Here is an 18,102-nt window from a genome sequence, read left to right as displayed (position 1 = left end):
TTACTCGACGATCGCTTCGAGGTTGGACTGCACGCCGTCGAGGATCTGCGCGGGGTCACCGGTCTTCAGCGACTCCAGCTGCGCGTTGAAGTCGGCGATGACGTCGGCCGCACCGTCCTGGTTCGGCGGGAACTGCGCGTAGTCGGCACCGGCGAGGAACGGCGCGAGCGTCGGGTTGTCGGCCGTCCACTGGTCGGCGGCCGAGGCGATCGACGGCATCGGGCCGAAGGCCTTCGAGAACGCGAGCTGGCTGTCGGCGCTCGTCAGGTACTCGACGAGGTCGAGCGCGGCCTGCTGGTTGGGGCTGTCGGCCGCCATGCCCCAGCAGTTCGTGAACTGCAGGGTGCCCGCACCGCCGGGGCCCTCCGGAAGCTCTGCGACGGTGTAGTCGACCGAGCTGAAGTCGTTCGCCATCGCGCCGGTGATCCAGTTGCCCTCGATCACCATCGCCGCGAGGCCCTTTCCGAGCGCCTCGCCGCCCCAGCCCGCACCGATGTCCTTGGCATAGGCGAAGGAGCCGTCACCGAGGTGCGTCTTGACGTAGTCGAGCGCGTCGACGTTCGCCTGGTCGTCGGCGATCGCAGTGCCGTCGTCGACGAGGCCGCCGCCGGCCTGCGCCATGAAGGTGCCGATCCGCTGATACTCGGCGCCGAACGCGAGACCCACGTGCTCGGGGGTGGTGAGCTTCTGGGCGACCGTCGCCAGGTCGTCCCACGTCGTCGGGAGATCGGCGTCGGTGAGGCCGGCATCCGTCCACATCTGCGTGTTGATCACGAGACCGAGCGTCGAGAAGTCCTTCGGCGCGCAGTAGAACGTGCCGTCGAGGGTGAAGTTCTCCACGAGAGAGGGGTAGAAATCGTCCTTGTTCGCGAGGTCGTCGCCATAGGCCTGCAGGGAGCCGTTCGATGCGTAGCCGGCCATCTGCTCGGGGGCGAGGTAGAACAGGTCGGCGGGCTCGCCCGCGGCGAAGCCCTGCGAGAGCTCCTGGGCGAGGTCGCTCGCGACCTGGAGTTCGACGTCGGTGCCCGACTCCTCCGACCACGCGTCGAGCGCCGACTGAACGGCTTCGGTCTCGGCGTCGCCCGAGGAGCCGATCAGGACGGTGAGCGCGTCGTCCGACGAGGTGAGCCCGTCGGAATCGCCCGACGGCTCGTCGCCGGCGAAGCCGGAGCCGCAGCCCGTGAGAACGAGCGTCGTGGTGAGCAGCACCGCCCCGGTGCCGAGGAGGGCGCGTGTGGTCTGCCGTGTCATGTCTCTCTCCTTTGATGAGGCCTCGTGGACAGAATTTGAACGATCAAACTCCGCATGGAATACGCTAGGTGCGGCGGAGCGGACGTGTCAAGCCCGCCAGGATCGAGGACGGGATGGCGAAGGCGCCCACGGTGGAAGACGTCGCGGCGCACGCCGGCGTCTCGCGCCAGACGGTGTCGAACGTGCTGAACACTCCCGACATCGTGAAGCCGGCGACGAGGGAGCGCGTGCTCGCTTCCATCGACCAGCTGGGCTACCGGCGGCATGCCGCCGCGCGCCGCCTGCGCCTGCGCCGCAGCTCGACCATCGGCATCCGACTCGACCCCTATCTCGGAGGCGTCTCCGGCGTGGTGCTCGACCGCTTCGTGCACGCGATCACCGAGCGGGCCAGTGAGCGCGGGATGCGGATGCTCGTGTACGCGGCGCGCACTCCGCAGGAGGAGCTGGGCCGACTCGCCGAGTTGTGGGAGGGATCGGAGATCGACGCGGCGATCATCACCGGCACGGTGCGCGACGATCCTCGCGTCGGACACCTCGACGCCGTCGGCCTGCCGTTCATCTCCTTCGGCCGTCCGTGGGGCGATGACGACATCGCCGACCCGCTGCACCTGTGGGTCGACGTCGACGGCGCCGCGGGCACCCGTGCCGCGACGCAGCACGGCCTGACGCACGGCGCCTCCGTGGCCTTCCTCGGCTGGCCGACAGGATCGGGGACCGGCGACGATCGCGAGCGCGGCTGGCGCGAGACCGTCGCGGATGCCGGTGCGCGCGGTGTGCGCATCGTCGCAGAGGAGTCCGTGCCCGGGGCCCGTCAGGCGGTCGCTCGCGCACTGGAGGAAGGAAGCCGTCCTGACGCGCTCGTCTGCGCCAGCGATTCCCTCGCCGTCGGGGCCCTGCTCGCCCTCGCTGATGCGCGCATCGCCGTCCCCGTCATCGGCTTCGACAACACCCCCACGGCCGAGGCGCTGGGGTTCTCGAGCGTGGAGCAGCGGCCGGAAGACGTCGCCGAGGCCATCCTGCATCTGCTCATGGGGCCCACCGGCGACGTCGTGGCACCCCGCCGGCTCGAGTCCGGCGCGGCTCATGCCCTGATCACGCCCGAGCTGATCGTCCGCTGAGCGGCGGTCGGCGCCGCAGGAGCGGCGGGATCTCAGCGCAGGGCGAGTCCTGCGAGAAGCTCGAGAACGCACAGGGCGGCGAGCCGTACAGTGCGCCCGTCATCGGCATCGGCCGTCGCATCCACCTCGGCGATGTCGGCGCTGCCGACCCGCACATCCGAGGCGACCGCCCTCGTCAGCGCGCGCAGCTCCCAGGCGGCCAGGCCGCCGGGCACGCTCGCCGGACATCCGGGGGCCACCGATCGATCGCACACGTCCACGTCGATGTCGAGGTGGATCCGGGAGCCCGCACCGGCGCCCGCGACCTCGAGCGCCTCGGCGACGACGTCGTCGACGCCCCGCCGGCGCACGTCGTCGAGCGTGATCACGCGGATGCCCCAGTCGGCGGCACGCTGCGCATACGCCTTGGAGTTGGCGAAGTCCGCGATGCCGATCTGCACGATGCGCGTCGGGTCGATGCGCGACGTGTCGACCGTCGCGCTCGCGGGGGTGTCTTCGACGAGACGTCGCACGGGTGTTCCGTTCGAGACGCCGTCGCGCAGGTCGAAGTGGGCGTCGAAGGTGACCAGTCCCGTCGCCTCGGCGCCCAGCGCGACCGGATAGGTCAGGGAGTTGTCGCCGCCCAGAGCGATCACGAGCCGCGCGGCCGCGCGGAGCTCGCGCACGCGGGCGATGACCGAGGCCTCGCCCGCGTCGCCGTCGGGCTCGGCGACGTCGCCGGCGTCGGCGATGCGCAGCACCTCGTCGAGCGTCACCGCCGGCGGGCCCATCAGCGTCGCACCAAAGCGGGGGAGGGCGTCGCGGATCGCCGCGGGCGTGGCGTGCGCTCCCGTCGGCGACAGCGACGTGCGCCACGTGGGGACTCCGACGAGAACGGCATCCGCCGCGGCGTCGAAGGCCGGCCAGCCGCCGGCGCGGGGCCAGAGCGGATCGCGGCTCAGCTGTCGGGACGAGGCTGTCACGTCACACTCCGGGAATCAGGGCGTGCGCCAGCGTGAAGATGGCGAGCCCGGCGAGGGCACCGACGAACGTGCCGTTCAGGCGGATGTACTGCAGGTCGCGTCCGACCATGAGCTCGATCTTCTCCGTGGTCTCGGCCGGGTCCCACCGCTCCACCGTGTCGGTGATGATCGAGGCGATGTCGTGACGGTAGCGGTCGACCAGGAAGACCGCGGCGTCCGACACCCAGGTGTCCACGCGCTGCTGCAGCGCGGCATCCGTCGTCAGGCGCTCGCCGACCTCCTGCAGGGCGCGCACCGCCCGCCGGCGCAGGCCGCTGTGCTCGTCGGCGAGTGCCGTGAGAAGACCGTTCTTCGCCGTGTTCCACGCCTCGGCGGCGAGGGCTCCCACGCGCGGGCTGTCGAAGAGCGACGCCTTCGCGCTCTCGAGCTTCTGCCGGGTCGCCGGATCGTTCTGCAGGTTGTCGGCCAGTCGAGAGAGGTAGCCGTCGATCGCGAGACGGGCCGGATGCCGCGGATCGGCCTGCACCGCCCGCACGAACTTGACGGCCTCGTTGTAGACGGTGTCGTCGACGAAGCGATGCGCGAGGCGCGGCACCCACGACGGCAGCCGGCGCGAGACGAGTCCGGTGAACGACTCGGCGTTGGCGTCGAGCCACCGTCCGATCGTGTCGACGGCCAGGTCCACCGCGCCGTGATGCGCGTCGGCCTCGACGATCTTGGCCAGCCAGACGCCGGCGGGGGGACCCCATTCGGGCTCGACGAGGTGTTCGCGGGCGAGGTCGGCGATGAGGTCGCGCACGTCGTCGTCGCTGAGGGCGTTCAGCACGGCGGCGGCGATGGTCGCCCCCTCGGCCCCGACCCGTTCGGCGTGCTCCTCCGTGCGGAGCCATTCGCCGGCGCGCACCGCGATCGCCGTGCTCGACAGCTTCGTGCGCACCACGTCGGCGGCGAGGAAGTTCGTCTCGACGAACTCGCCCAGCGTGCGGCCGATCTCGTCCTTGCGGTTGGGGATGATCGCCGTGTGCGGGATGGGAAGTCCGAGCGGACGCCGGAAGAGCGCGGTCACGGCGAACCAGTCGGCCAGCGCGCCCACCATCCCGCCCTCGGCGGCCGCGCGCACATAGGCCAGCCATCCGATCCGCTCCTGGAACGCGAAGGCCACGACGAAAGCCAGAGCCATGAAGACGAGCGCCCCCAGGGCCACCGCCTTCATGCGACGCAGAGCGCGCAGCCGCACCTGATCGGCAGGGGAGAGCTGCATCATGCGTGTTCCCGGCATGACGTCATCCTTTCACGCGAAGAGTACCCTCGAGACGTGATCGAAGACATCAAGAAGCGTGCCCTGCACCGCACGAGCATCCTCGAGGGGCAGATGCGCGGGGTGGCCCGGATGATCGAGAACGAGGACTACTGCATGGACATCATCACGCAGTCCCGTGCCATCCAGCGCTCGCTGGAGTCGCTGAACCGGCTGCTGCTGGAGAACCACCTGCGCACGCACGTCACCGACATGTTCGACGAGGGCGGCGACGAGCGCGACAAGGCGGTCGTCGAGCTGCTGAAGGCGTTCGACTTCGATCGCCGCTGACCCGGCGCCTCAGCGATCGTAGCCCCACCGGATGCCGAGGATGCCGGGCCCGAAGTCGCGACGCGACTGATGCACCGACGACTGCGGCTGCAGCGGACGCGCGACGATGTCGTCGGTCGACGACGTCCGCTCGAACTCGTACTGCCAATCGGGAACGGCGTCGGGGTGGAACCGGGTCCACAGCACCAGGTCGCGGATGGGTCGGATCGCGAAGGCCAGGGCCTCCTCTTCGACGGGCATCGCCCCCGGGTCATGGGGCGGGATGACCATGTCGACCTCCAGCATGGTCGTCGCCCCCTGGACGAGCGGGCGATCCAGACGGAGCACGCACGCGTAGACGTGCTCGCTCTCGTGGAGATGCTCCCGCACGAGGCTCGCGCCGCGCAGCGTGCACTCCGGGCGTCGTACGACGTGCTCCGCCGACATCAGGGCGAAGGTGATGTCGAGGACCTGCGGAGCGACGGCCTGCAGGAGTACCCGCGAGGTGCGCTGTCGCGGCGCCCCGCTCTCGTCGACCGTGTAGACGACGTGCGCCGAGATCGGGCGCGTGATGTCGATGGGGGGAGCGTCGAGGATCTCGAGGGTCTCCGCGGTCGCCGCGGTGACCTCGGTCTCGGTGAACGGGTTCTGCGCGGGGGCGAGGGCGCCGAGGCGGGTGCGCGTGCAGACGAGGTCGACCAGTGATCCCGCCTCCAGGTCGAGCAGGCGCTCGATGTCCTCCAGCGCCGTGAGCGAGCGCAGGCCTTCCGGATGCCTCTCGCCGGAGCGCCAATAGCTGAGCGTCGCGACCGAGACGGGGTTGGCGCGGTCCTTGAGCCGTCGTTGCAGCCATGACAGGGACACGCCGCGGGCGGAGACGGCGTCTGAGAACGCGTGTGCGAACGCCGATCGGCGCACGTCTTCCGAGTCGAGCATGATTTCTCCCGGCGCCAAGATAGCGCCGCGTGCGGAGGCCGCCCCGGAGCGAACCGATATGCTACGTCGCCGTGCCCGACTCCAGCGGGCCCAGCCAGGCGCTCGCCGCCGTCGCATGAGCCGACTCCGGATCCGACGGGTGGAAGGCGCCGGCGAGCACGTCGCGGTAGAGCCGGGAGAGCTCGTTCGCGGAGAAGTAGGAGCCGCCGCCGGCGACGAGCATGGCTTCGTCGACGACCCGCTTCGCCATCGTGATCGCGCGGTGCTTCACCCCGGACAGGAGCGCGAACCAGCGCGCACCGTGGTCGGCCCGGTCGTCGACGTCGCGCGCCAGCGCGGCGATCTGTGGCGGGAGCGCGTCGTACGCGAGTGCCATATCGGCGATCCGCCAGCGGATGTCGGGATCCTGACTGTACGCGACGCCGGTCTTCTTCGAGCGCCGCGTGCCGGCCGTGGCCACCGCGAGCTCGAGCGCCCGCCGTGCGATGCCCGTGTACACCGAAGCGAGCAGGATCTCGAAGACCGAGAAGATGCCGAACACGATCGGGTCCGGCGTGGGCCCGGGGTCGATGCGACGCACGACGTGCGCGGCATCCGCCACCGCACCGCGGAGCCGCGTCGTGCGGCTCTGCGTCGCCCGCATGCCCAGCGTGTCCCAGTCGTCGCCGGTGTCGACGGCATCCGTGCGCTCCACGAAGGCGAACACGAGCTTCGGCCCGTCGGCGCTCGTCGTGTCGAGGCCGTGCAGGCCGAGCCTCGTCCACACCGGAGCCAGCGAGGTGAAGATCTTGGTGCCGGTGAAGGCGTATCCGCCGCTGCCGTCGGGAACCGCGTCGGTGTCGCTGCCGAACAGCACCAGGTCGTTGCCGGCCTCGCTGATGCCGAAGGCGAACACCTCTCCTGCGACGGCGGCGTCCTGCACGAACTCGAGTCCGGGGACGCCGCGATCCGAGAAGACCTTGGCCACGCCGGTCCACACCAGGTGCATGTTGATCGCCAGCGCCGTCGCAGGGGCGGCTCCGGCGAGACGCTGCTGCAGGACGGCGGCCTGCGCGAGCGACAGGCCCCCGCCGCCGCGTTCGACGGGCACCAGGATCGACAGGTATCCCGCCGCGCGGAGCTCGTCGAGGTCGTCCTGCGGGAAGGTGTTGTCGCGATCGTGCATCGGCGCCCGTTCCCGGATGCGCTCGAGGAGGTCGTCGGGAAGGAACGCCTCGGGGTCGAACGCGCTCACGACAGCGCCTCCAGGAGGTGACGGATCGACTCCTCCGGCTTGTCGCGGTGCAGGGAGTGGCCGGCGCCCTCGACGATCGACAGGGTGATCGACGGGTTCGCGGCGAGCACCTCGGCGGCCAGGTCGCCGGTGAAGATGCTGTACACCGCGGGATCGGCGGCGATCACGTGCGTGGGGACGGCGAGCCGGGCAGCCTCGGCGCGCACGTCCCACGGCCGGTTCTGGGCGCTCGTCTGCTCGACCGCCCAGGCGCTCGCGCGCAGGACGGCGTCGACCTTCAGCTCCTGATCCTGCGGATGCCAGTGCGGATGCTCCTGCTGCACCATCTCGAGGCGGGTGTCGGCGAAGGCACGCTCCTGACTGCTGCGCACGATCGATGCGTCGCGTCCACCGACGTGGATCGCGGGATCGATGAGCACGAGTCGCCGGGTCCAGTACGGATCGGATGCCGCGGCGACGGTGCTCGCCGCACCCCCCAGGGAGTGGCCGACGACCGCGTCCCAGGCGCCGCCGTCCGACGGGGAGGTCGCGGCGAGGTCGGCCGCGTAGGCGGCCACGGTGTAATCGAGGGCGCGCGGCGCATCGCCGTGCCCGCGCAGGTCGACCGCGGTGGCGTGCCACCCGGCGGTGGCGAGTGCATCGCCGAGACGCCACATGAGCGCCGCCGAAGAACCGAGTCCATGCACGAGGAGGGCGCGGCGCGGGGCCGAGGGGGAGCCCCAGGCGATGCGGGGGAGGCGGAGCGGAGCAGGCATGCTTCCAGCCTAGAACCGCGAAGGCCGGGCGGCGTCGGTGCGCTTCGCGAGGAGATGTACGCCAGGGAAGGACGGATGCCGGACTTTCGTCCTTCCCTGGCGTACATCTCCTTGCGAGGAGCGCACGCCGTCAGTCGATCGGCGGCATGTCGGCGTGGGTCACGAGCACGCGGGCGGCCGCGGCATGACCGGCCGCGAGGCGGTCGGCGAGAGGGCGGTCGTCGAGGGTCGCCGCCAGGAACCCGGAGGCGAAGGCGTCGCCGGCGCCGACCGGCTCGACGACGTCGACGTGCGGAGCGGGCACGAAGACCGGTGCATCGTCGCCCGCGAACGCGGTGGCTCCGACGTCGCCGTCCTTCACCACGAGCAGCGCGCAGTTCGGCAGGAACGCGCGGATGTCGGCCGCGGTCGCCGTGCCCCAGATTCGTTCGGCCTCGTCGCGTCCGACGAAGGTGATGTCGGCGGCATCCGCCAGGCGGGCGAGGGTCGCTGCGGCCTGCTCGCGCGACCACAGCGGTCGTCGATCGTTGACGTCGAACGACACGGCGGCGCCGGCCGCGCGCGCATCGTCGAACAGTCGGTCGACCATCCGCAGGCAGGTTTCGGAGAGTGCGGGCGTGATGCCGGTCGTGTGCACGATGCGCACGCCGGCGAGGCGCTCGGGCGAGAGGAACCCCGGCGCCATGGCGGAGGCGGCGGAGCCGCGGCGGTAGTAGTAGACCGACGACCCCTCGGCTCCGGGATCCTTGAACATCACCCCGGTCGGCGCATCCGTCGCGCGCTCGACCCACAGGTCGACGCCGCGCCGGGTCAGCTCGGCCGCGATGCGATCGCCGAGCGGGTCGTCGCCGAGGCGCGACGCCCAGGCCGCTCGGTGGCCGGATGCCGCGATGCCGGCGGTCACGTTGGACTCCGCCCCGGCCAGGCCCAGCGACGCGGTCTCGGCACCGGCGAGCGTGGCGCCGACGGGGGTGAGGAGGGCCATCGTCTCGCCGATGCAGACGATCTCGGGCGCGGAGGAGTCGGGGGTGCTCAGGATGCTCATGAAGGGGTGACCGCCACGGGTTCGGTATCGGGATGGGGGCTGGCGTCGCGATGACGCAGATCGGGGAAGGAGCGCACGAAGACGACGGCGACGAGGAGACCGGCGGCGGCGAAGAGGGTCGCGGCGAAGTAGGCGCCGCGCCAGTCGCCGAGGTCGACCAGGAATCCGGCGACCGCCGACCCGGCGGCCGCGCCGATGAGCTGACCGGTGCCCGCCCATCCGAAGGCCTCGGCGGTCTCGCTGAACTTGACGCTGGCCGACGTGATGGCGAACAGCACCGCCAGGGCGGGGGCGATGCCGATGCCCGCGAGCACGAGCGTGCCACCGAGCCAGAAGACGTTCAGCATGACCATGGTGAGGCCGAGGCCGACGGTCACGATCAGCAGCCGGCGAGCCATCGCCCACGGACCGATGGGGATGTGCCCGAACGCCAGTCCGCCGACCAGGCTGCCGACCGAGAACACCGCGAGGACGAGGCCGGCGGTCAGGCTGCCGTGCTCGAACGTCGCGACCACGCCGACCTCGACGGCGGCGCAGGCCCCGATCAGGAGGAAGCCGATCACGGTGGCGAGCAGGACGGGCGGCTTGAGCACCACGGTGCCCAGCGCCGTGCGACTGCGCGGGATGCGCACTCTGCCGACCTCGGGGGAGAGGATGAACCACGCGCCGCCGACCACGAGGATGACGGCCACGAGCAGCAGCCCCTCGACCGTGCCCACCTGCGTGGAGACGAGGGTGATCACGACCGGCGCGAGGATCCAGATGATCTCCTGCAGCGAGGCGTCGAGCGAGAAGAGCGGGGTCAGCTGCGACGCGTTGACGAGCTTCGGGTAGATCGTTCGCACCGCGGCCTGGATCGGCGGCGTCGAGAGGCCCGCGACCATGCCCAGCACCATGTACCCCGGGACGTCGAGGGGGAGGAAGGCCAGTCCGAGCACCGAGATCACGCACACGGCGAGCGTCAGCGTGATGACGCGCCGCATGCCCCAGGCGCCCATCCACCGGCTGGTGATCGGGCCGGCGACCGCCTGACCCACGCTCGTGGCGGCGAGCACGAGGCCGGCTGCGCCGTACGATCCGGTCTGCTGCTCCACGTGGAGGAGGATGGCCAGCGACGACATGCCGTTGGGGAAGCGGGCGGTCAACTGTGCCGCGATCATGCGCGCCACTCCCGGCGTGCGAAGAAGGTCCCGATATCCCGCCACCAGACAACGGTACCGGGCCGCTCCGGTCGCCGACGACGCCCTCGACGACGCGACACGCCGACGACACGCCGACGACACGCCGGAGACCGGATTCCACAGGCGGATCGATGTCGGAGGCCCGGCGTACGGTCGCACCTGTGAATGGATCGCTCACAGGTCTCTCCCAGCCGCGGATTCTCGGCCTTCGCGAGTCCTCGGAACCGACGCTCGCCTGTGGAAGAAACGGTGGACAACCTGTGTTGTATCAGTGGAGAGCAGTGGAAAACTACACGGATGTAACTACTACCCCTTGTGGTCGCCCCCAATGTCGGCACCCATATGTAGTATTGAACTCCCGGCGGGGGTCCTGTCCGGAAAACCAAGATCTGAGGGGATGACAATGTCGATCACGGTCTACACCAAGCCTTCGTGCGTGCAGTGCAACGCGACCTACCGCGCGCTCGACGCGAAGGGCATCGAGTACGAGATCCACGACCTGTCGGAAGACCCGGCGGCGCTGGAGCAGGTCAAGGCGCTCGGCTACATGCAGGCACCGGTCGTCGTCACCGACGAGGACCACTGGTCGGGATTCCGCCCCGACAAGATCTCCGAGCTCGCCTCCCGCCTGGTCTGACCCTTCGACAGGCTCAGGGACCCGCACCCTCGACAGGAGAGAAGTATGAGCGCCGCCGTCGCGACCGCTGCGCCGCTCCTGGTCTATTTCTCCAGCGTGTCCGGCAACACCGCGAGATTCGTCGAGAAGCTCGGACTCCCCGCTCGACGCATCCCGCTCCACCACCAGGAGGACGATCTCGTCGTCGACGAGCCGTTCGTCCTGATCACCCCCACCTACGGCGGGGGTGAGGGACGCGGCGTCGAACGAGGGGCCGTTCCCAAGCAGGTGATCCGGTTCCTCAACGACGAGCGCAACCGGCGCCTGATCCGCGGAGTCATCTCCGCGGGCAACACCAACTTCGGCGAGTCGTTCTGCCTCGCCGGTGACATCATCAGCCGCAAGTGTCAGGTGCCCCACTTGTATCGGCTCGAGATCTTCGGCACACAAGACGATGTTGATCGCGTGAGCGACGGATTGGAACGACGGTGGACAGCGCAGTTGACGAGCAGACGGTGACCGAGCAGGCGGCCTTCAAGATCAACCCGGCGTACGAGGGCATGGACTACCACGCCCTCAACGCGATGCTGAACCTGTACGACGCGAACGGGAAGATCCAGTTCGACGCCGACAAGCGGGCGGCGCGGGAGTACTTCCTGCAGCACGTGAACCAGAACACCGTCTTCTTCCACTCCCTCAAGGAGCGTCTCGACTACCTCGTCGAGAAGGAGTACTACGAGGGCGCGGTCATCGAGAAGTACTCGTTCGACTTCATCCAGAAGCTCAACGACCTGGCCTACTCGAAGAAGTTCCGCTTCGAGACCTTCCTCGGCGCGTTCAAGTACTACACCAGCTACACACTGAAGACGTTCGACGGCAAGCGCTACCTCGAGCGCTTCGAGGACCGCGTCGTGATGACGGCCCTCGGCCTCGCCGACGGCGACGAGAAGCTCGCCGTCAACCTCGTCGAGGAGATCATCTCGGGCCGCTTCCAGCCGGCCACCCCCACCTTCCTCAACGCCGGCAAGGCGCAGCGCGGCGAGCTCGTCAGCTGCTTCCTCCTGCGCATCGAAGACAACATGGAGTCCATCGCCCGCGGCATCAACTCCGCCCTGCAGCTCTCGAAGCGCGGCGGCGGCGTCGCGCTGCTGCTGTCGAACATCCGCGAGGCGGGTGCGCCGATCAAGCAGATCGAGAACCAGTCCTCGGGCATCATCCCCGTGATGAAGCTCCTCGAAGACAGCTTCAGCTACGCCAACCAGCTCGGTGCGCGCCAGGGCGCCGGCGCGGTGTACCTCAACGCCCACCACCCCGACATCATGCGCTTCCTCGACACCAAGCGCGAGAACGCCGACGAGAAGATCCGCATCAAGACGCTGTCGCTCGGCGTCGTCGTGCCCGACATCACGTTCGAGCTCGCCAAGAACGACGAGGACATGTACCTGTTCTCGCCGTACGACGTCGAGAAGGTCTACGGCGTGCCGTTCGGCGACATCTCGGTCACCGAGAAGTACCGCGAGATGGTCGACGACTCGCGCATCAAGAAGACGAAGATCAACGCACGCGAGTTCTTCCAGACCGTCGCCGAGATCCAGTTCGAGTCGGGCTACCCGTACGTCATGTTCGAAGACACGGTGAACAGGGCGAACCCGATCAAGGGTCGCATCAACATGTCGAACCTCTGCAGCGAGATCCTGCAGGTGAACACCCCGACGACGTACAACGACGACCTGTCGTACGACCGGATCGGCAAGGACATCTCCTGCAACCTCGGCTCGATGAACATCGCGCTGTCGATGGATGCCGATGACCTCGGCCAGACGGTCGAGACCGCGATCCGCGCCCTCACGGCCGTCAGCGACCAGAGCCACATCGGCTCCGTGCGTTCCATCGAAGACGGCAACGACCGCTCGCACGCGATCGGACTCGGCCAGATGAACCTGCACGGCTACCTCGCCCGTGAGCACGTGTTCTACGGCTCGGAAGAGGGCATCGACTTCACGAACATCTACTTCTACACGGTGCTGTTCCACGCCCTGCGCGCCTCGAACCGGCTCGCGATCGAGCGCGGCCGCGCGTTCGACGGCTTCGAGGACTCGACCTACGCGTCGGGGACGTTCTTCGACAAGTACATCGACCAGGCCTGGGCGCCCGCGACCGAGAAGGTCAAGGATCTCTTCGCCGGCAAGCACATCCCGACTCAGCAGGACTGGGCCGAGCTGAAGGAGAGCATCCAGAAGCACGGCATCTACAACCAGAACCTGCAGGCGGTGCCGCCGACCGGCTCGATCTCGTACATCAACAACTCGACGTCGTCGATCCACCCGATCGCGTCGAAGATCGAGATCCGCAAGGAGGGCAAGCTCGGCCGCGTCTACTACCCGGCGGCGTTCATGACGAACGACAACCTGGAGTACTACCAGGACGCGTACGAGATCGGCTACGAGAAGGTCATCGACACGTATGCCGCGGCCACGCAGCACGTCGACCAGGGCCTGTCGCTGACGCTGTTCTTCAAGGACACCGCCACGACGCGCGACATCAACAAGGCGCAGATCTACGCCTGGCGCAAGGGCATCAAGACGATCTACTACATCCGCCTGCGTCAGCTGGCGCTCGAGGGCACCGACATGACCGAGTGCGTCTCCTGCATGCTGTGACCCGCACTTCGACAAGCTCAGTGACCCAGTACTCAGAAACGGCACACCGATGACTCCCTCCTCACCGCTCAAGCTGGTCGACCGCGTGCAGGCGATCAACTGGAACCGCATCCAGGACGACAAGGACCTCGAGGTCTGGAACCGTCTGGTGAACAACTTCTGGCTGCCCGAGAAGGTGCCGCTGTCGAACGACATCCAGTCGTGGAACACGCTCACCGCCGAGGAGCAGACACTCACGATGCGGGTGTTCACCGGCCTCACGCTCCTCGACACGATCCAGGGCACCGTGGGAGCCGTGTCGCTGATCCCCGACGCCATCACCCCGCACGAGGAGGCCGTCTACACGAACATCGCGTTCATGGAGTCGGTGCACGCCAAGAGCTACTCCTCGATCTTCTCGACCCTGTGCTCGACGAAGGAGATCGACGAGGCGTTCCGCTGGTCGGTCGAGAACCCGAACCTGCAGAAGAAGGCGCAGATCGTCACCGACTACTACCGCGGAGACGACCCGCTCAAGCGCAAGGTCGCGTCGACCCTGCTCGAGAGCTTCCTGTTCTACTCGGGGTTCTACCTGCCGATGCACTGGTCGAGCCGCGCGAAGCTCACCAACACGGCCGACCTGATCCGCCTCATCATCCGCGACGAGGCTGTTCACGGCTACTACATCGGGTACAAGTTCCAGCGCGGCCTCGAGACCCTCGATCAGGCACGCAAGGACGAGCTGAAGGACTACACGTTCTCGCTGCTCTACGAGCTGTACGACAACGAGGTGCAGTACACGCAGGATCTCTACGACGAGGTCGGTCTCACCGAAGACGTCAAGAAGTTCCTGCACTACAACGCCAACAAGGCGCTGATGAACCTCGGCTACGAGGCGATGTTCCCGTCCACGGTCACCAACGTGAACCCGGCGATCCTCTCGGCCCTGTCGCCGAACGCCGACGAGAATCACGACTTCTTCTCGGGGTCGGGCTCGTCGTACGTCATCGGCAAGGCCGAGGCCACGGAAGACGACGACTGGGACTTCTAGACGTCTCGGATCGCACGTCGCCTGCGTTGTAGGTGAGAGGCCCGGACCCGCTCCCGCGTGCGGATCCGGGCCTTTCTCGTGCGCGGAGAGATTGGCATCGATATCGGTATTGTCCGTTTCGCGCTCTCTCATCCTTGCCATACAACAATGTCATCGATAACATCAATTCCCATCGGGCACTCGCCCGGTGACTGACGACAAATCGATCACGATGGAGTGCGCAATGAGATCGTCGAGATTCCGAATCGGTGTCCTCGGAGCCGCCGCCGCGCTGCTGATGGGAGGAGCCCTGCTTCCCCTCGGCGCGGCTGCCGCGACGCCGAGTGCAGAGGCGGAGGCGGAGGTCGAGCTCTCGTCCTCGTCTCCCGAGTCGCTGCTGTGGGATCCGGGCCCCCGCCACCGATGCTGGAGCGTGGTGGAAGAGCGGCCGCAGGGCACGCCCCTCACCAACCTCCACGCCGAGACGAGCGGATGCGACGAGATCGACGCCCTTGCCGTGCAACTCGGCATGGACCGGCATGACACCAACGCGGCCTGCTGGCCGGCAGGTAAGGCGTGGGTCGGCGTGCAGGGCCAGACCTGCCCGGCGTGGCGCTTCAACACGCACGGATGGCTGTGGGGCGACAGCGGCGGCAAGACCCCCGGCTTCGACCACTGGGTGGAGGGTGCCGACGGCAGCCCGCTCACGCTCACGCTGGTCAACAATGCCCACAACCTCGGCGGGACCAATCCCTGCCGTCTCACGGAGGTGACGGCGACGTACGAGTATCTGAAGGCCGGGCTCAAGCGTCACCCCAAGCTCAGCGAAGGTCTCGTGTTCACGGGCAACCTGAAGGTCCCGTCTGCGCCCTCCGCGTCGTCGTGCGGCGAGGACCGCAAGATCCTCACGACCGACATCATGTGGACGTCGAGTGCGACCGGTGCCGACAAAGTGCACCTGATCCAGGTCGTGAACTTCAACCCCAACGGCTGGGACATCGCGAGCAACGACCCGAGGGTGCTGTGGGACAACAAGTGCGAGGGCGGGCACTGCCGCATCAGCGTGGCCGATCCGTCGGGATACATGTCGGTCGGCCAGGACAAGCAGGTCTCGATCGATTTCACCCAGCTCTTCGAGACGTACAAGAGCTACTTCGCGGCATCCGGCATCACCGCCGCCAACTCGGATGTGCGAGCCGTCCAGGTCGTCAACAGCACGGTGGGCGCGAACCTCACCGCCCAGGTGCGATCGATGGACTTCACCGCGGGCGGGTGATCGACGCGACCGCGGATCAGGTGCGACGCACCTGATCCGCGGTCACTCGACCGGATACTCGCGCTCGCGCAGAGCCCGTGCGAGGTGAGCGGCGTTGCGGGTCGCGGTCTTCATGGCCGAGGCGACCTCGTCGGGGATCTGCTCGAGCTCGAGGTAGTCGGTCGTGTGCATCGCCTCGCCGTTCCAGTAGACCGACGCCTGCGAGGGGATGGTGAACCCCACGTCGTTCAGCGCCTGGAACAGAACGGCGGAGATGTGGTGCGCCCCGTCCTCGTTGCCGACCACCCCGGCGATGGCGACCTTGTCGAGGAGGGTCAGCCGGCCGCGCGCGTCGGTCTCGCTCAGCTCGGCGTCGAGCCTTTCGAGCACGCGCTGCGCCACGCTGGAGTGCTGTCCCATCCAGGTGGGGGTCACGAACACGAGGATGTCGGCGTCGAGGACGCGACGGCGGAGCGACGGCCACTCGTCGTCTCCACCCATGTCCGTCAGCACGCCGGGGCTGAGGGTGCGGTCGACGACGCGCACGAGCTCTCCGGTGACGCCGTGCGCGGCGAGGTCGGCGAGGATCTGCGTGGCGAACAGGTCGCTGCTCGACTCGGAGGGCGAGGGCTTCAGCGTGCAGGAGAGGGCAAGGGCGGTCACGGGAGCGTTCATGCGGCGAGGAAACCACGTCTCGGACCGGTCGCACAGGGGGTTCCGTCCGTCGGGGCCGTGCGCTAGCCGACGCGGGACGCACCACGGCGCCGCGGGCTGAGGGTACGCTGGGAACCGGCCGCAACGACAGGAGTTCCCGTGATCCTCAGCTTCATCTTCTTCCTCGTCCTCTTCCTCGGGGGCATCTGGGTCATGGCTCTCGCTCAGACGATCGAGGAGTTCCAGGCGCTCGTCTTCGTCGGCGGTCTCCTTCTCACGATGCTGGCCCTCGCCTGGGTCATGCGGCAGAGCGGTTCGGCGACGCGGCGCAGCAACAACTGGACCGGCAGCCCCACCGAGTGATCCGCGGGTTCACCCGCGCCGAGTCTGCCGCACCAGGCGCGCCTCGATCGTCGCCCTCACCGCGGGCCACTCCGGCTCGATGATCGAGTACTCGACGCTGTCGCGCAACGCGCCGTTGCGGTAGCGGCTCATCGCCCGCATCACGCCGTCCTGCTTCGCTCCCAATCGCTCGATCGCCGCGCGCGACCGGTGGTTCACCCACTGGGTCGTCAGGCCCACACGGAACACGCCCAACGACTCGAAGGCGTGGCGCAGCAGCAGGAGCTTCGATTCGGCATTGGTCCCCGTCCCATGGGCCGAAGGCCGGTTCCAGGTGTATCCGATGTGCAGCCGGGGCACGTCGGCGACCAGGTCGTAGTACGAGGTCATGCCGAGAACCCTCTCCGACGCGTCGAACGCAGTGAAGGGCACCATCTCTCCGTCGGCGAGCAGCGCCAGACGACGATCGACCTCGGCAGCGACGCCGTCGGGTTCGGGCACCGAGGTGTACCAGGCCGTCTGCCACAGGTCGTCCTCGCGTGCCGCCTCGGCGAGGCCGGCCACGTGCGACCGGTCGAGGGGACGCAGTTCGACGACGTCTCCGGTCAGGGTGACGGGCGCGGGAGTGACGAGGAAGGCCATGACGTCATTCAACCAGCGTCGCCGTTCGTCACGCAGCCGTGAAACGGCTGGCAGCGAGACCGAGATCGGGACCGAGCCGTCGTAGTCGACGCTGATAGGCGAGGACGAGCTCGATCGTCACGTCGAGCTCGAAGGCGAGGCTCGCGACGTGCGTGCCCCGGGTGTTCTCGGCCTGCGCGTAGGCCTGCGGGGTGATGAGCAGCCGGGCCGCCCATTCGTCGGCCTGGCGCTCCTGCTGGCGGGAGACGGCCGGATCGGTGGAGGGGAGGTGTCCGAGCGCCACATGCCCGAGTTCGTGGGCGAGAACGCTCCGCGCCGTGCGCGCGCTCATGCCCGGATCGAGACGGATGGTCTTCGTCACGGGGTCGAATCCGCCCCGCGTCGCGCCGGGGCGCTCGATCACGCGCACGCCCTGCTCCTCGGCGAGGCGGAGGAGCGTGTGCATGATTCCCCTAGTCGTAGAGGTCGTCGGTGTCGGCGTCGTGCCGGAGGTGCGATCGGAAGGCGACCTCGGCGACATCATCGCGCGAACCGGAGACATCGGGGGAGCGGCGGAGCGGCGTGATGCGGGCCCCTGCCGGAGTGCCGGTGGTCTCGAGGCGCTCCTCGGCGCGGCGGAGCAGCTGATGCGGCTCCAGACCGACGGCGGCGCACACCGCGTAGACGATCGGGATCGGGATGGCGCGCTTGCCCGTCACGTAGTTGTCGAGCGCGCTGCGAGCGATGCCGATCGTCCTCGCCATGGCGGCGATGCTGCTGTGGTGCGCGCCGATCTCGGCGCGGATCTGCACTCCGACGGCGGCGTTGTACTGGTCGGCCGATGTCTTCATCCGGCTCACCATAGCACCGCCGTGAAGCCAGGATGCCGTCATATT

The 18,102-nt window shown here is 68.6% G+C and carries 20 protein-coding genes; 8 read left to right on the top strand and 12 right to left on the bottom strand.

Annotated features, from left to right (window positions below):
• Positions 1 to 1,251, bottom strand: a complete 1,251-nt coding sequence (locus AB3M90_RS16020) for a sugar ABC transporter substrate-binding protein (protein ID WP_412953856.1) — start codon at positions 1,249 to 1,251, stop codon at positions 1 to 3.
• Positions 1,252 to 1,364: 113 nt separating this feature from the next.
• On the opposite strand from AB3M90_RS16020, the gene AB3M90_RS16015 reads away from it, so the two are divergent.
• A complete protein-coding gene (locus AB3M90_RS16015; RefSeq protein ID WP_412953853.1) occupies positions 1,365 to 2,369 on the top strand; it encodes a LacI family DNA-binding transcriptional regulator in 1,005 nt (334 codons plus the stop codon).
• A gap of 32 nt (positions 2,370 to 2,401) precedes the next feature.
• Here AB3M90_RS16015 and AB3M90_RS16010 read toward each other — a convergent pair whose 3' ends face one another.
• A complete protein-coding gene (locus tag AB3M90_RS16010) occupies positions 2,402 to 3,331 on the bottom strand; it encodes an agmatinase family protein (protein ID WP_412953851.1) in 930 nt (309 codons plus the stop codon).
• Position 3,332: 1 nt separating this feature from the next.
• Entirely contained in the window at positions 3,333 to 4,610 is a 1,278-nt protein-coding gene (locus AB3M90_RS16005) for a DUF445 domain-containing protein (protein WP_412953849.1), read from the bottom strand.
• Positions 4,611 to 4,646: 36 nt separating this feature from the next.
• Here AB3M90_RS16005 and AB3M90_RS16000 point away from each other — a divergent pair, with 36 nt between their 5' ends.
• Positions 4,647 to 4,919, top strand: coding sequence for a metal-sensitive transcriptional regulator (locus tag AB3M90_RS16000; RefSeq protein WP_412953847.1), 273 nt, complete (start codon positions 4,647 to 4,649; stop codon positions 4,917 to 4,919).
• 9 nt (positions 4,920 to 4,928) lie between these two features.
• On the opposite strand, the gene AB3M90_RS15995 is transcribed toward AB3M90_RS16000, so the two are convergent.
• The 5 genes from AB3M90_RS15995 to AB3M90_RS15975 form a co-directional block, all read right to left on the bottom strand.
• Positions 4,929 to 5,834, bottom strand: a complete 906-nt coding sequence (locus AB3M90_RS15995; protein WP_412953844.1) for a hypothetical protein — start codon at positions 5,832 to 5,834, stop codon at positions 4,929 to 4,931.
• 61 nt (positions 5,835 to 5,895) lie between these two features.
• Positions 5,896 to 7,068 carry an acyl-CoA dehydrogenase family protein gene (locus AB3M90_RS15990; protein ID WP_412953842.1) on the bottom strand — a complete coding sequence of 391 codons (1,173 nt, stop codon included), beginning with the start codon at positions 7,066 to 7,068 and terminating at the stop codon, positions 5,896 to 5,898.
• The gene (locus AB3M90_RS15985; RefSeq protein WP_412953839.1) at positions 7,065 to 7,823 is read right to left on the bottom strand and encodes an alpha/beta fold hydrolase; all 759 of its coding nucleotides are present in this window, start codon (positions 7,821 to 7,823) and stop codon (positions 7,065 to 7,067) included. Before AB3M90_RS15985 ends, AB3M90_RS15990 begins: the two co-directional genes overlap by 4 nt.
• A gap of 130 nt (positions 7,824 to 7,953) precedes the next feature.
• The gene (locus tag AB3M90_RS15980) at positions 7,954 to 8,868 is read right to left on the bottom strand and encodes a sugar kinase (RefSeq protein ID WP_412953836.1); all 915 of its coding nucleotides are present in this window, start codon (positions 8,866 to 8,868) and stop codon (positions 7,954 to 7,956) included.
• Positions 8,865 to 10,073, bottom strand: a complete 1,209-nt coding sequence (locus AB3M90_RS15975) for an MFS transporter (protein WP_412953834.1) — start codon at positions 10,071 to 10,073, stop codon at positions 8,865 to 8,867. The genes AB3M90_RS15980 and AB3M90_RS15975 overlap by 4 nt, the downstream gene beginning before the upstream one ends.
• 379 nt (positions 10,074 to 10,452) lie before the next feature.
• On the opposite strand from AB3M90_RS15975, the gene nrdH reads away from it, so the two are divergent.
• From nrdH to AB3M90_RS15950, 5 genes are all read left to right on the top strand, one after another.
• Positions 10,453 to 10,686, top strand: coding sequence for a glutaredoxin-like protein NrdH (nrdH, locus tag AB3M90_RS15970; RefSeq protein WP_412953831.1), 234 nt, complete (start codon positions 10,453 to 10,455; stop codon positions 10,684 to 10,686).
• Positions 10,687 to 10,731: 45 nt separating this feature from the next.
• Complete coding sequence (gene nrdI, locus AB3M90_RS15965; RefSeq protein WP_412953829.1) at positions 10,732 to 11,184, top strand: class Ib ribonucleoside-diphosphate reductase assembly flavoprotein NrdI; 453 nt, start codon at positions 10,732 to 10,734, stop codon at positions 11,182 to 11,184.
• 41 nt (positions 11,185 to 11,225) lie between these two features.
• Positions 11,226 to 13,325, top strand: coding sequence for a class 1b ribonucleoside-diphosphate reductase subunit alpha (nrdE, locus tag AB3M90_RS15960; RefSeq protein WP_412953894.1), 2,100 nt, complete (start codon positions 11,226 to 11,228; stop codon positions 13,323 to 13,325).
• 49 nt (positions 13,326 to 13,374) lie between these two features.
• Positions 13,375 to 14,355: a class 1b ribonucleoside-diphosphate reductase subunit beta gene (gene nrdF / locus AB3M90_RS15955; protein WP_412953826.1), complete on the top strand. Its 981-nt coding sequence runs from the start codon at positions 13,375 to 13,377 to the stop codon at positions 14,353 to 14,355.
• 223 nt (positions 14,356 to 14,578) lie between these two features.
• Positions 14,579 to 15,610 (top strand): hypothetical protein, encoded by a 1,032-nt coding sequence (locus AB3M90_RS15950; protein ID WP_412953823.1) that lies wholly within the window; start codon positions 14,579 to 14,581, stop codon positions 15,608 to 15,610.
• A 42-nt stretch (positions 15,611 to 15,652) separates the two neighbouring features.
• On the opposite strand, the gene AB3M90_RS15945 is transcribed toward AB3M90_RS15950, so the two are convergent.
• The gene (locus AB3M90_RS15945) at positions 15,653 to 16,264 is read right to left on the bottom strand and encodes a flavodoxin family protein (protein ID WP_412953822.1); all 612 of its coding nucleotides are present in this window, start codon (positions 16,262 to 16,264) and stop codon (positions 15,653 to 15,655) included.
• A gap of 138 nt (positions 16,265 to 16,402) precedes the next feature.
• On the opposite strand from AB3M90_RS15945, the gene AB3M90_RS15940 reads away from it, so the two are divergent.
• Entirely contained in the window at positions 16,403 to 16,606 is a 204-nt protein-coding gene (locus AB3M90_RS15940; protein ID WP_412953819.1) for a hypothetical protein, read from the top strand.
• Between the two features lie 9 nt (positions 16,607 to 16,615).
• Here the strand turns inward: AB3M90_RS15940 and AB3M90_RS15935 are convergent, their stop codons facing one another.
• Genes AB3M90_RS15935 through AB3M90_RS15925 form a run of 3 tightly spaced genes read right to left on the bottom strand, consistent with a single transcriptional unit; the run spans position 16,616 to position 18,057 of the window.
• Positions 16,616 to 17,227: a GNAT family N-acetyltransferase gene (locus AB3M90_RS15935; RefSeq protein WP_412953817.1), complete on the bottom strand. Its 612-nt coding sequence runs from the start codon at positions 17,225 to 17,227 to the stop codon at positions 16,616 to 16,618.
• Positions 17,228 to 17,255: 28 nt separating this feature from the next.
• The gene (locus AB3M90_RS15930; RefSeq protein WP_412953815.1) at positions 17,256 to 17,672 is read right to left on the bottom strand and encodes an ImmA/IrrE family metallo-endopeptidase; all 417 of its coding nucleotides are present in this window, start codon (positions 17,670 to 17,672) and stop codon (positions 17,256 to 17,258) included.
• Between the two features lie 7 nt (positions 17,673 to 17,679).
• The gene (locus AB3M90_RS15925) at positions 17,680 to 18,057 is read right to left on the bottom strand and encodes a helix-turn-helix domain-containing protein (RefSeq protein WP_412953813.1); all 378 of its coding nucleotides are present in this window, start codon (positions 18,055 to 18,057) and stop codon (positions 17,680 to 17,682) included.
• Between the last annotated feature and the right edge of the window lie 45 nt (positions 18,058 to 18,102).

Source organism: Microbacterium martis, assembly GCF_047246685.1.
In the GTDB taxonomy this organism is placed as follows: Bacteria; Actinomycetota; Actinomycetes; order Actinomycetales; family Microbacteriaceae; genus Microbacterium.
This window is presented reverse-complemented; position numbering and strand designations above follow the sequence as displayed.